The sequence below is a fragment of the Paenibacillus elgii NBRC 100335 genome (assembly GCF_004000865.1).
GTDB lineage: Bacteria > Bacillota > Bacilli > Paenibacillales > NBRC-103111 > Paenibacillus_G > Paenibacillus_G elgii.
On sequence record NZ_BIMB01000038.1, the window covers coordinates 1 to 12,071 of the forward strand.

Genomic DNA, 12,071 nt, shown 5'->3' on the forward strand with positions numbered 1-12,071 from the left:
TACCATTACAGCAGGCACGATCAGCGCTACCATTCTCGGCGGAACCGTCAGCGCCACGATCCTAGGCGGAACAATCACCAACCTGCTCAACGGCACCATTACCAGCGTGCTCGGAGCCACGATCACCGCAGGAACCTTGACTACGGTCGGTTCCATACTGGGAGCCACCATCACGGCCGGTACGATTACCGCCATCTTGGGCGGGACGTTAACGGCGATCTCGCAGAACAGCTTCGTCGAACAGAGCTTCTTGGCCGTTCCGGCAGGTACAGCTACGACGTTCACGCCGCTGGCGGCTATAACGACCGCTGTTTTGGAAACTTATTCGTTCTTTGTCTACAATTCCAGTCCCGTGGGAACCGTCGATACAATACTGGAAATTAGCGCGAACGGAACCAACTGGTTTACCGACGTAACCAGCTCGAATCTGGCTCCTGGATCTGTTGACGTGCTCGTGCCACAACGCTTTTTGAAATATACCCGCCTCGCGTACCGGGCATCAACGACGTTGGTAACGGGAACGATTGACGTCATATTCAACGCTCAAGGTTCATAAAATGGAAACATATCCCTCTGCATAGCAGAGGGGTTGTTTTTTTCCTGGGAGGGAGGAAACCGCGTCATGCTGCTGAGTTTGAACCTGATTGTGCGTAATGAAGAGCATTTTTTGCCGTCATGCCTGGAAAGCGTCAAATCCTGGGTGGATGAAATTATCGTTGTGGATACCGGTTCTACCGATCGAACTATTCCAATAGCCGAGTCTTACGGGGCCAAGGTGTTCCGTATCGATTGGGAAAAGGATTTTTCCAAAGCTCGGAATGCGGCTGTGGTTCGAACCCGGGCAGACTGGATTCTCGTTCTTGACGCCGACGAACAAATGACAGGCGATCTGCAAACACTCAAGAAAACCTTGAAAACCACAGAGCTGGAAGCCTTCTGGCTGGACGTGGAAAATGTAACCGGTTCGCTCCCTCATGAACGGGTCTATCACCGGTCGCTGCGCCTTTTCCGGAATCGGCCGCAATACCGGTACCAAGGTCCGATTCACGAAGACATCCTCCCTTCCATCGAGAAGCGTAACGGTTCGATCGCTTGCATCGGTACAAGCGGTCTAAGCCTGCTGCATTTCGGCTACTTGCCCGAGGTACAGGAACAAAAGGAGAAGACCAAGAGAAATTTGTCCATTCTGCAGCAAGCTGTTAAAGATCACCCCAAATCCTCCTATTACCGTTACCATTTGGGCGTGTGCTACGAACAGCTAGGGATGGATTGCGATGCTGTCAAGCTTTTGGAGCAAGCTCTGAAAAGTGCTCCGCCCGAAGTTTCCTACCGGCCGACGATCGTGAAAGATTTGTCCAAATTACTGATCAAAACCGCCGCCTTTCCGCAAGCGGTGAAGCTGCTTGAAAAGGAAAAGCATAAATATGAGGATTACCCCGACCTGCATTATTATTTAGGGGTCGCCTACACGGCTGTACACCAGGAAGATATGGCGCTTCGGTCGTTTCAAGCCGCCGTCGGCGCCTCCCCTTCCCGTTCCTATCTAACGGAGTCCGGCACTCATTCCTTCCGGTCTTATTTGGGTATGGGGAACATTGCCGCGAAATGGTCCGCATACAGGGACGCATTAAAATTTTATCTGGACGCGCTCAAGCATTGCTTTTATTCCAAAGAAGCGTTTGTCGGCATTGCAGATGTCCTGATCGCTTTAAATAAAACCGAAGAGGAGATCGTCAAGGAGCTCCTTCATATCGTAAGCCCGAATTTCCAGCCGGATTCGCCTACCTATCCGCTTCGCGAGCTGTGCGAGATCAGCATTGGCGAAGCGCTGTTCGACGTCGGCTGCTACCGCGCCAGCCGCGAGGTGCTGAATTCCTACCTCGCCCGATCGCCGCGCATCCGGGAATGGATCGCGCTGTCCCTGATCCGCGAAGGAGAAATCCAGGAAGCGCATCGGCTGGCCGAACCGATATCGGCCTCGGAAGCGCCGGACGCCCCTCTCCTCTTTCATACGCTGCTGCTGAACAGCTTGGAGAAAGCCGTTCCCATCCCCGCTTACTTATCGGATTGGATGACCCGCCAGCCGGAAGCAGCCTTTTACGCCCGTTTATTCGAGCAGCTTCGAACGCATGCCGAAATATCCGAAGAGGATTCGGATTACTCGTACTTGCTGTTCGTCAAGCCCCTGCTCCATCTGGCCATCCAAATGCAATATCCGGTTGTCATCGACAGGCTGACAGGACTTACTCCGGCATTTCGCCCGTTCACGGCAAAAATGCTGTTCTACGAAGGCTATGTGGATCAAGCCGCCGATCGCCTGCTCACGGTCATGGAGACGGAACCGCTGGATGGCGAGAGCTTTTACATTCTGGGGCTCGTTTTGTATGACCGCAGCCGATGGCAGGAAGCATCCATGCTCTTCGAGCAAGCCTTGAGCCTTGACCCGGAAGATCGTAAAGCCAGAACAGCCGCAGCCTTATGTTATTTGCAGCAAGCCAGGAGTATTGTGCAAGAAGCTCTGGAGCGAATACCGGAAGCCGCTCTGCTACAAGCCAATTTGCAGAAACTCAATCTTTCCATCGAGCTGGTCTCCAAGTCGGATTGGCGTCCTCACTGGCGCGGCGTACAAAGGAGGAATTACCATGAAGCCTGCCGGCATTTCGCTGTGCATGATCGTTAAGAATGAAGAGCAAGCCCTGCCGCGCTGCTTGGAAAGCGTCAAAGACGTCGTCTCGGAAATGATCGTGGTCGATACCGGTTCGCAAGACGAGACGATATCGATTGCTAAGTCGTTTCAGGCCCGTGTGATCGAGATGCAGTGGCAGGACGATTTTGCTGGGGCGCGGAACCTTGGCGTGGATCATGCGTCGGGCGAATGGATCTTATTTTTGGACGCGGACGAGGAGCTTGATGCGGGCAGTAAAGAGGATCTGCTGACTTGGGCCGGCTGCGCCGAGGCGGATGCATATTTTGTGCGAATCATCAATCATTTTGGCGACAAGGAGCTGAACGCCAGCATCAATCCTACGATCCGCATGTTTCGGAATTTGCCGGGGTACCGTTTCACCGGAAGAATTCATGAGCAGATTGCCGAAAATATTCAACAGGTAAATCCGGAAGCCCGTTTTGTCATGACCGATATCCGGGTGCATCACTACGGATACCAAGCCCATATCAGGGCGAGCAAGAACAAGACGGAGCGAAATCTGGCTTTGCTGAAAAAAGAGCTGGAAGAGCATCCCCAGCATTCGTTCCACCTGTATAACATCGGGATTGAATATTTGCAAAATAATCAGGTTGAAGAAGCATTGGATGCGTTTCAGCAATCGATCCGGTATGCGCATCCGATGGCCAACTACGCCCACCTGTTGTATAAGTGCGAAGCCCGTTGCTACGCGGCAATGAGCCGGCTGAAGGAAGCGATCGACAGCTGTGATCGCGGGATTGCTCTATATCCGGACTATACCGACTTGTATCATTACAAAGGCTGCTACCAGATGACGATCGGGGATTTTCAATCCGCCAAGCAGTCTTTCCGAAAAGCGGGTCATTACTCGGAACCCAAGGGCTACCACACAGAAGCGGGTGTCGGGTCCCATACCACGTACTACTTGCTGGGTCTCGTATGCGAAACCATGGCTCAGGACAACGAAGCGGCGCAAGCCTACCTCACCTCCTTCCAGCAGCACCCGGGCGCACTTCGTTCCCTCTATCGCATGTTCCGCCTATATCGGAAGGCAGAAAAGCAGCATGAGCTGATGGCGTTAATCCAGAAATCATTCCAGCTGCGCCTCCGGCAGCAGCGAGCCGATATTGCCGGGGTCCTTTATCGGACCCATTGTTACCAGGCGCTGGAAAACTTGACGCAGTTGTGGGCCTTGACGGATGGAGTGGATGAGGACGAGAAACAGGCGCTGCTGTCCATCGCCGCAGATTGTCGTCTATTGACCGAAACGTCAGCAGGGAACCCTGAATCCGGAGGGCCATGGAGCGAAGACTTTTTCAAAAACGGACTGCCGAACGACTGGCTTCCCCCTTTGCAGCCAAGCTCGCCGAAATCATTGAGCGAGACGGCAAAGAAGGCGCGTATTCTTCATGCTCAAAAAAAATATCCCGCCTACCACCAATTTTTGTCCCTATGGGAGGAGCAGCAGCGGACATTGGAAAAAGACTTCCAATGCGATTCGGTGCTCCAGATGGTTTACGACTTATCTCACAATGCCGAGCAGCATTTGAACCGTCTGTTGCGGTTGGAGCCGAAGCCGGAATTGATCAAGAGCGCCATCTTGTCGCTTCCTTTCGACGAGGGATTGCCGGAGCGGGAGGGAGCGATTTCTGTCTAGCCCACGCCTGTCGGTATGCATGATCGTGAGAGACGAAGAAGAGCTCTTGTCCCGCAGCTTGAGTTCGGTTGCCGGAATCGCGTCGGAGATCATCGTCGTCGACACCGGCTCGACAGACCGCAGCGCGGCCATCGCCCGGGATTTCGGAGCAAGCGTCTATGCCCACGAGTGGGAGGACGATTTCTCAAAAGCGCGGAATCAGGCGCTGGACGCGGCGTCAGGTGACTGGATTCTGGTGCTGGATGCCGATGAAGAGCTGGCGCCCGAATGCCTGCCGCTGCTGTCCGAGTCGTTATGCCGATCCGACGCCTTCGCCTATGCCTTGCATTTTGTCAATTATTACGGACAGCTTACGGAATATCTCTGCTTTACCGATTCGTGCTGCCGATTGTTTCGGAATTTTCCCGATTTACGCTACAGCGGGAAAATCCACGAGGATATCGTGCCTTCCTTGTTGAAAAGGCATCTAACCCCGATTCCAAGCCGCATTACGATTCGTCACTACGGTTATTTGGAGAACAGAGTCCGGCAGAAACGAAAACCGCAGCGCAACGCAGCCCTCCTCGCCAAAGCGATCGCGGAAACCCCGGGGGATTCGAGGCTGCAGTATGCGCTGGGAACCGAATATCTTCATGCGGGGCAATATAGCGAGGCCATGGGAGTGTTCCTCCCGCTGCTGAAATCGCTTGAGCCTTCCTGCGGATTTTATCCCGATCTGCTGCTCAAGACCGCTCTCCTGCTCCGGGTGCAGAGATCGAACGACGAAGCGTTTCGGCTTGTAAAGGAAGGGCTCCGCTTATTTCCCGATTTTACCGACCTGTGGGATCTCCTGGGAGACCTTTGCGTGGAGCGAGCCGAGTACGGCTCCGCACGCAAGGCTTACGAATGCTCCCTCTTGCAGACGCCTCGCTCTGGGCTTTACGCAAGCCAGACGGGCTCCGGAAGCTTTGCAACGGCACACCGGCTTGGCCAATTACAGGAGAAGCTGCTGAATCGGGCCGAAGCCCTTCGCTCATACCGTCAAGCACTGGATTCGTTCCCCCGGTACGAACCGGCTTGGCGGCGCTGGCTTGAGCTGACCGCCGCCGAGGGGCGCTGGGCCCAATTGCTGTACTGCCTCCGAAGGTGGCAGGCGGAACTGACGTTGCAGCAATGGACGGAAGCGGTCCGCTGCCTGCTTCGATACAACGAGCTGCCGCTTGCGCAGCGAATCCGAGAGTGGGCACCCGAACCGGTCCTCGCGAGCTTAAATCCATTGTCCCTTCGCCTCAGTCAGTGGCTGATACGTTGCAAGCAAGGAGACAAAGCCGGTGTTTTGGCAGAATTGCAAGGTTTGAACGAACCAAAAGAGGAAACGCTCGATATCGAGCTGCTCCGCTGGGCTCTCCAATTCGATTTGTCCGCCGCCAAGGAGGATGACAGGCAGGAGCTTGTCCGAGACGAATCCGCTGCTGCGGATGAGCGCACCTTCCTTACCGCCTGCACGGTCTTCCTGGAGTCGGCCTGCTGGGACGGACTCGTTCGTTACCTGCGCCAATCCGTGGGGGCTCTCCGGCATCTTCCCGGTCTGCTTCGCCCGCCTTTGCTTCAGCTTGTTGTGCAAGCTCCCGATCTCGCGCTTCAAGCTATTCTTTCCCGGTGTAACCGGGATCGGCTATCTCCGCAGGAGTTGTGCGCCTACGGATTACTTTGCGGCGCGCTGCAGCGCTGGAAGGAGGCTGACGCCGCGCTGCGCCAAGTCCAAGACCGGCTTCCCGATTGGCCGCTGCCCCGGCTTATTCTGGCGCAAGCATATCAGTCGCTTGCATTCGAGCGGCTTGGTCAACCGCTGGAAAAAGCCGAGTGGCTGAAGCTGTCCCTATGGCTATCCGCATGAAAAGGCGACCCTCTGTCAACGGGCGGGAGGCGTCGCCTTTTTGTATGAAACGGAACGCTTGTCGATTCCCCTTGCGTTTCTGTCACATCGCTTCGAACGGATATGCATTCCTCCAGATTTTCTAGGTTATCGCTTCTTCCTTCCGCAAATATTCCTTCAGCACCCGCCCCCACCGGCCGGCCCATATGTTCTTGTCGAAGCAGCGCGCAGTCTCCCGGGCCCGAATCCCCAAAGCCTTCCGCATCTCCCGATCCTCGATCAGCTCAATAAGCGCCGCAGTGATCCGCTCGGCCGAAGGCGGTACCAGCCTGCCGTTATAGCCATCCAGAATAAGATCGTTGAGTCCTCCGACGTTGGTCGCAACCACCGGCAGCCCGGAGCTCATGGCCTCGAGACAGGACAACGACGTTCCTTCGGAATACACGGTCGGAATGACGGCGATATCCGCGTCAGCGTAGACGAGCCTCATCTCGTCGAACGATTTGACTTCATGCGTGATTCTTGCCCGATGCGGGTGGCAGGATAACCAGAACAGAAATGCCCGGCATATGTCCGCGTCCTCGATCGTTTCTCCGACGAACTGCATTTGAAGATCCGGAAATCGCTCTAACAACGCATCGGCTGCGACCATCATGGGAAGAATGCCTCTTTCGTGGCTGATTCGGCGGGGAAACAGCACCTTCAAGCCTGTGCGGCCTTGCTCTTTGCGCTCCCCGGGGTAAAAGCAGCTCGTATCGACGGAATTGGGGATCAGCTCCACCTTGAGCGGATCGAAATAATGACAGACCGACCGGCAGTAGGTCAAAAAATGCGAATCGACCGATACAATGCGCCATAATTCGTTTAATGCGCGCTGGACATTATCCGCCACTTGCGTCTTGGCGCTGGTCACCAGGTCCGTCCGATCCCAATTGATGCCGTGACAGATGCCAAGGGACCCCGGCACATAGCGGATCGGATGCCAGATACAGCTCGCATAAATGATCGGAGCGGCTGCTTTGCGGGACATCTCCTCGAAGAGCTCCGCCACCTTCTCAATCTGTCCGCAAAACAATCCGTGCACTTTCATCCCGGCCAGCTCGGTCGTCTTAAGCCGTGTCTCGAACGGCTCGCGGAACGCTAACTGATACACTTCCGGTTCCGCACCCAGCTTCCGTATGAGCAGGCACAGCTCGTAAAGGTACCTCTCAAGCCCGCCTCCGTAAATTTTATCGATCCGACCGTTATACGCGTCCAAAAAACTGTGCGTCAAAATGGCGACGCTGCTCAAGACTCCTCCTCCTTCCATTCGACCAGACGGGGAGCGGCATCCAGAATCGATTCATACTGGGCCTGGCTTCCCCAGACGCCCTCCGGGTCCATCTGCTTATATCGTTCGTACTTCCTGCGGCGCTCCTCCTCACTGCCCGCCCATCCGAGATGCTTCACCCGGATATCCGACAGCAGGCCCGGAAGCGCTCCATATGATAGAGGCACCCGGTGAACGTGATGATCGTGCTGCAAGTAGTAATAAGGAAAGCCCGGCAAATTGCGCAGCAGCATGATCGTATGCCGCTTGTGCAGCTGCCAGTACTCGTCTTCGCGGTAATGCGTTCGTCCGCCCCAGAAATCGTACATCCGAAATGCGACCCAATCGTAGCTGTCCTGGTCCATAAGCTGCCGGACCGTCCGTTTGAATTTCGATTCGAATACCTCATCGGCATCGATAGCCAGCACCCAATCGGGTCCGTACTTGCAGGTTTCTCTCCAGAGCAGGGAACGAAGTTCCCATTCCCGGGAAAAATGCCGCTCCGTCAGGCGCACCACCTCCTTCACCTTGGGGAACGACAGGCAGATATCTGCCGTCCGGTCCGTGCTCGCATCGTCTACGATGACGATGTCATCCGCATACTCGCTCACGTCTTGGAGCACTTCTTCCAGAAAACGATTTTCTTCGTTGCGAACCTGCATCATTGCCGTCAAGCGATTATTTTCGGTTTTGCGAACGGGCCGCATGAAGCCTCACCTCGTTTAAGAATAGGCAGCCAAAAAACGTTCCACCTTCTCCAAGCGCAAGATGTTCGAAATCACCTCCTGATCGATGCAAGCCGCTTTCAAATAAAAAGAAACGGCCTGCGGCACGCAGCCTTCCTGTTCTTCCTGCTCTCCGAACAGCAACCACTTCTCCCGCTCCACTGCCGGCTCCTTCGGACGGTCTTGAATAAGCAGATTCAGTGCTTTCGGATACTGGCCCGTTTCTTTGTAAAGCTGATAACGGATAGAACGATCAAAAGGTGAAGGGTGACGTTCGAGCAGCTCCAAAGCATACGACAGATTCCCGTTCTCCCGGCAAAAGTCCGCGCACACCAGAGCATGCAGCTGCTGATCGTAAGCGGCAAGCAGCCGCTGGTAGCGGGCCTTGTCTTCGGCTTGAATCGCCGTAACGCCGAAGCTGTTCAAAGCGTCCTCGGTCTTGCCCTGCCGGGCCTGGACCATCGCAATCCAGCGGTAAAGTGAGAGGCAGCGGCTTCCATTCGCCACGACACAGCGGCCAAAAGCTTGAAAGCCGTAGTACTCCGCTTCGCTATGCCGTCCTTCCGCATACAAATAACGAGCGGCAAGCGCGAGGAGAGCTTCGTTGTGAGAGTCGCGTTCGATGGCTTCAAGCAGCCCTTCCGTCCGTTCCATTCTTTTGTGCGACGCCAGCTCCTGCAAAGACCGCCTCAAATCGTGAACGTTCGCATTCGCCTTGCACAAGTCTACAAGCTCAACGCAGCGTTCATCGAACGCCGTACCGAAGCCCGGCCCGACTCCCCCGGCCTCCTGTAACACATGACTTGGCGATCCGGGCGCGTAAAAAGACGGAATGCCCCGCAGATTAAGATTCAGCATGGTTTCTTCCGAATCGGTTATTACCGCATCGCAGAGCCTGTTCAGCGCCTTCTGGTAATACTGGAAGGAAGCGTCCGAAGAAGCCTCCGCACCGTAAGCGAGCCCGATCACGGCATGAGGCTTCCACTGCCGAAGGAAGGGCATCCAATACGGATGGGACACCACGGCCACCCCATGCGACGGTTCCAGCTCTCTAACCGCTGAAAGCGGAACATAGGAGATGCCGTTTTTCTTCCCGGATTTCTTCCCCGCAGAAACGGCAAGCACCTGACAATCCGGCAGCAGCGGAAACCATGCTTCCTCCTCTCCGCCGGGTTCCCCGAAAAGCACCACGTTCATACAGACCCTCCCATCGGAAAACTGGGCAAGGCATGGATATTTTTCAGGTCGTGAAGCCCTTGGGTTCCAAAACGCCGCAGCAGCCCTTGCAAATTCAACCCGGCTTGTTCGTTCAAATCGCTATAATCCATGCGCTGTGCCATCGTATAATGAAAGACGCGCGAACGAAGATCAGCCTTCGGCCTCCAGCCTTTGGGCAGCCTCAGCTCGTGATAGTAAGCGAGCAGCAAATAATCGTCCTCGTAGCCTTGCTTTCCCGGCAAATCCTCCAAGCGGTACCCGCCGACCGCCCGCAGAGCTTCGGACCGATGCATGACCGGATGGACGAATCCCTCGGCCACCTCATCCCTTCTAGACTCGTTCAGCAGAACGAGCAGCTCCGGGATCGAACTCGGAACGGCTGCGCTGCGCACGCCCTTCCCTTCGGGGTGCCATTCCCCGGCGGCCGTCAATATCCCCGGACAAACGCACGGCTCCTGCGGCCGTTCCTGCAGGAAAGCTTGCAGCGGCGCCGTCCAGCCCGCGGGAAACAGCATATCCGGGTGAATTTCGGTTATGTATGCGCAGTCCGGAATATGCTGCCAAACATACTCGAAACAAGCCTGTCTAGCTGCGGGAATGCCGACGTTCTCTCCGCCGCCGATGACGTGCGCATCTAGCTCAAGCGAGCTTGCCATTTCCAGCAAACGGTCGTTCGTAAGCATGCCTTGATTATGCAGCACAAGGACGGCTCTCCGCTCGGCCCGCTCCAGGCTCGACAAGCATTGGCGGAACATTTGCATGTCCGTCTCGTGCCGGATTAACGCCGGCATCGTATGCACGACCGTCGACATCGACCATCCGCTCCTTGATAGATGAATTCATAGTCTTTCTAAACTGTATGCTTCCGGTTAAGGCAGAATGCCACTCCCGATGCCCTTTTCACGCCTTGGCCGAATAAGCGCAGCACCATTGCCTATTCTGATGTTTTTTCGCAAATATGGTACAATGGATACAGCCTAACGACGAAGGAGAACAAGGATGGCGCGTAATCATAGATTGGTAACCGATGCGGATTTCCAGGAAGCGATGGAACGCGAAGCATCGATTCGGGTTTTTCAAGACGACCATGTGGTCGGTTCCGGCGGGATCATCACCCGCTTCGACAACGACACGGTCGTGATTCAGTCCGGGGTCAGCGATGTGGCTTATCATCGTAGGGACTTATGCGAATTTTTCGAGATGAGAAAAAGGTAAAACATGCGAAATAGCCCGGAACTTGAACCTCAAGTCCGGGCTATTTCTTTAATAAATGCTTCTGCTTCTTTAATGCTCAGGCTTGGACAGACGAATAATATCGAACACATTAACCTTGCGCCCCGTCTCGTCGTGAATGAGCGCATTTCCTTCGATCCGGTCGATGTAAAGCACCCCGTCCAGGTGGTCCATTTCATGTTGAATGCAGCGCGCAAGGTACCCTTCCGCTTCGAGAACGAACGTCTCGCCTTGCCGGTTCAAGCTGCTGATCTTGACTTGGTTGGCCCGCTTCACGAACCCGGAATGCCCGGGAAACGACAGACAGCCTTCCGGCCCGATCTGCTCTCCGGACATGTCCAACATGACCGGATTGATGAGCTCAATGAGTCCGTCGCCGCAATCCATCACGATCACCCTGCGCAAAAATCCGATCTGCGGTGCCGCAAGCCCCGCCCTGCCCTCTTCGGCATACAGCGTATCGACCATATCGTCAAGCAGCTTAAGAATTCTGGGATTTACCTCTTCCACCGGCTTCGCTTTTTTACGAAGAACCGGGTCGCCGAACGGCAGTATTGTTTTTTCAGCCATAATGTTAACGCCTCTTTTCTTTTTATATGGATGCGCTTCTGACTTGCGACGGCGTATGCGCCCACAAGTCGTTCGGAGTACAGTCCAAAGCCGTGCATAGAGCGTCCAGCGTCTCGGCCTTCATCTGTTTCGGCTGGCCGGTCAGCAGGGCGCTGATCGAGGGAGCGGACAGCTCGTAGCCTGCTTTTTCCTTTAACAGCCGGGACAATGAGGCCCCCGTTCGGATGCCCCGCTCCATCATCATCTTTCTTAACATCCACACCAGCATAAGCCTTCCCCTTTCCGAACCCAAAGATTAGGCAGCGCCTAACTTTATTAGGCGATACCTAATATATCATATCGGCTGCCAATAATAAACGACATGGGCATGTCACCATGAAAAAAAAGAGGAACCGGCGTCAAAGCTGACGCAGATCCCTCTTCCTTCTGTTGCGCGCGATTCTTACTTTTCCCGGTTGTATCCCCGCTCGCCGTATGGCTGAAGCCGCTCCAGCCATTTTTCCTCCAGCTTGAGCAGAGCTTCCTTCGCGTCGAAAAAACCGGTCTTCTTCTTCTCCAGAACCTCCAGCACTTCGATTTCAAACGATTGCTCGCCGTACTCCTCCCACTCGTGCTGAAGCGCTTTGTTCATCATGGTGCCGAGCTGCAGCTCCATCCTTTTTCCGTTCAGCGATTTCAGATTCAGAGTGCTGCCGACCAGAATCTTTCCGTTAACGGTATTCTTGATTTGGTAAACGCCCGCCTGGGGCTTCACTTCTTTGTACATCTGCTTCAGTTCTTCCCGCCGATTCATGGCCATCTCCCCTTTTCTCCCCAAC

Annotated in this window: 12 protein-coding genes; 5 read left to right on the forward strand and 7 right to left on the reverse strand. The window is 55.0% G+C overall.

Going from position 1 to position 12,071, the window contains the following annotated elements:
• The 4 genes from PEL01S_RS34610 to PEL01S_RS23655 form a co-directional block, all read left to right on the forward strand.
• Positions 1-556: DUF6385 domain-containing protein (locus PEL01S_RS34610; RefSeq protein WP_164824315.1), on the forward strand; the 556-nt coding region annotated here is incomplete at its 5' end.
• Positions 557-622: 66 nt separating this feature from the next.
• On the forward strand, positions 623-2,680 hold the full coding sequence (locus tag PEL01S_RS23645) for a TPR domain-containing glycosyltransferase (protein ID WP_127462033.1): 2,058 nt from the start codon (positions 623-625) through the stop codon (positions 2,678-2,680).
• Positions 2,643-4,343 carry a glycosyltransferase gene (locus tag PEL01S_RS23650; RefSeq protein ID WP_127462034.1) on the forward strand — a complete coding sequence of 567 codons (1,701 nt, stop codon included), beginning with the start codon at positions 2,643-2,645 and terminating at the stop codon, positions 4,341-4,343. The genes PEL01S_RS23645 and PEL01S_RS23650 overlap by 38 nt, the downstream gene beginning before the upstream one ends.
• A gap of 19 nt (positions 4,344-4,362) precedes the next feature.
• A complete protein-coding gene (locus PEL01S_RS23655; protein WP_127462035.1) occupies positions 4,363-6,219 on the forward strand; it encodes a tetratricopeptide repeat-containing glycosyltransferase family 2 protein in 1,857 nt (618 codons plus the stop codon).
• Positions 6,220-6,340: 121 nt separating this feature from the next.
• Here PEL01S_RS23655 and PEL01S_RS23660 read toward each other — a convergent pair whose 3' ends face one another.
• From PEL01S_RS23660 to PEL01S_RS23675, 4 genes are read right to left on the reverse strand one after another with little or no spacing between them, the layout of a single operon-like run.
• Positions 6,341-7,489, reverse strand: a complete 1,149-nt coding sequence (locus PEL01S_RS23660; protein ID WP_127462036.1) for a glycosyltransferase family 4 protein — start codon at positions 7,487-7,489, stop codon at positions 6,341-6,343.
• The gene (locus tag PEL01S_RS23665) at positions 7,486-8,214 is read right to left on the reverse strand and encodes a glycosyltransferase (protein WP_063178435.1); all 729 of its coding nucleotides are present in this window, start codon (positions 8,212-8,214) and stop codon (positions 7,486-7,488) included. The genes PEL01S_RS23660 and PEL01S_RS23665 overlap by 4 nt, the downstream gene beginning before the upstream one ends.
• A 15-nt stretch (positions 8,215-8,229) precedes the next feature.
• Positions 8,230-9,429: a hypothetical protein gene (locus tag PEL01S_RS23670; RefSeq protein ID WP_127462037.1), complete on the reverse strand. Its 1,200-nt coding sequence runs from the start codon at positions 9,427-9,429 to the stop codon at positions 8,230-8,232.
• Positions 9,426-10,262 carry a hypothetical protein gene (locus PEL01S_RS23675; RefSeq protein WP_127462038.1) on the reverse strand — a complete coding sequence of 279 codons (837 nt, stop codon included), beginning with the start codon at positions 10,260-10,262 and terminating at the stop codon, positions 9,426-9,428. Before PEL01S_RS23675 ends, PEL01S_RS23670 begins: the two co-directional genes overlap by 4 nt.
• A 187-nt stretch (positions 10,263-10,449) precedes the next feature.
• Here PEL01S_RS23675 and PEL01S_RS23680 point away from each other — a divergent pair, with 187 nt between their 5' ends.
• Positions 10,450-10,665: a hypothetical protein gene (locus PEL01S_RS23680; RefSeq protein ID WP_088835360.1), complete on the forward strand. Its 216-nt coding sequence runs from the start codon at positions 10,450-10,452 to the stop codon at positions 10,663-10,665.
• A 69-nt stretch (positions 10,666-10,734) separates the two neighbouring features.
• Here PEL01S_RS23680 and def read toward each other — a convergent pair whose 3' ends face one another.
• The 3 genes from def to PEL01S_RS23695 form a co-directional block, all read right to left on the reverse strand.
• Complete coding sequence (gene def / locus PEL01S_RS23685; RefSeq protein ID WP_063178443.1) at positions 10,735-11,253, reverse strand: peptide deformylase; 519 nt, start codon at positions 11,251-11,253, stop codon at positions 10,735-10,737.
• A gap of 22 nt (positions 11,254-11,275) precedes the next feature.
• A complete protein-coding gene (locus PEL01S_RS23690) occupies positions 11,276-11,521 on the reverse strand; it encodes a helix-turn-helix domain-containing protein (protein ID WP_127462039.1) in 246 nt (81 codons plus the stop codon).
• A gap of 174 nt (positions 11,522-11,695) precedes the next feature.
• Positions 11,696-12,046 carry a GIY-YIG nuclease family protein gene (locus PEL01S_RS23695; RefSeq protein ID WP_127462077.1) on the reverse strand — a complete coding sequence of 117 codons (351 nt, stop codon included), beginning with the start codon at positions 12,044-12,046 and terminating at the stop codon, positions 11,696-11,698.
• Positions 12,047-12,071 lie beyond the last annotated feature (25 nt).

What these genes read in the sequence shown, in the direction of transcription:
- PEL01S_RS23645 (WP_127462033.1), top strand. Translation starts at nt 623, where the DNA reads ATGCTGCTGAGTTTGAACCTGATTGTGCGTAATGAAGAGCATTTTTTG.
- PEL01S_RS23650 (WP_127462034.1), top strand. Translation starts at nt 2,643, where the DNA reads ATGAAGCCTGCCGGCATTTCGCTGTGCATGATCGTTAAGAATGAAGAG.
- PEL01S_RS23655 (WP_127462035.1), top strand. Translation starts at nt 4,363, where the DNA reads ATGATCGTGAGAGACGAAGAAGAGCTCTTGTCCCGCAGCTTGAGTTCG.
- PEL01S_RS23665 (WP_063178435.1), bottom strand. Translation starts at nt 8,214, where the DNA reads ATGCGGCCCGTTCGCAAAACCGAAAATAATCGCTTGACGGCAATGATG.
- PEL01S_RS23670 (WP_127462037.1), bottom strand. Translation starts at nt 9,429, where the DNA reads ATGAACGTGGTGCTTTTCGGGGAACCCGGCGGAGAGGAGGAAGCATGG.
- PEL01S_RS23675 (WP_127462038.1), bottom strand. Translation starts at nt 10,262, where the DNA reads ATGTCGACGGTCGTGCATACGATGCCGGCGTTAATCCGGCACGAGACG.
- PEL01S_RS23680 (WP_088835360.1), top strand. Translation starts at nt 10,450, where the DNA reads ATGGCGCGTAATCATAGATTGGTAACCGATGCGGATTTCCAGGAAGCG.
- def (WP_063178443.1), bottom strand. Translation starts at nt 11,253, where the DNA reads ATGGCTGAAAAAACAATACTGCCGTTCGGCGACCCGGTTCTTCGTAAA.
- PEL01S_RS23690 (WP_127462039.1), bottom strand. Translation starts at nt 11,521, where the DNA reads ATGCTGGTGTGGATGTTAAGAAAGATGATGATGGAGCGGGGCATCCGA.
- PEL01S_RS23695 (WP_127462077.1), bottom strand. Translation starts at nt 12,046, where the DNA reads ATGAATCGGCGGGAAGAACTGAAGCAGATGTACAAAGAAGTGAAGCCC.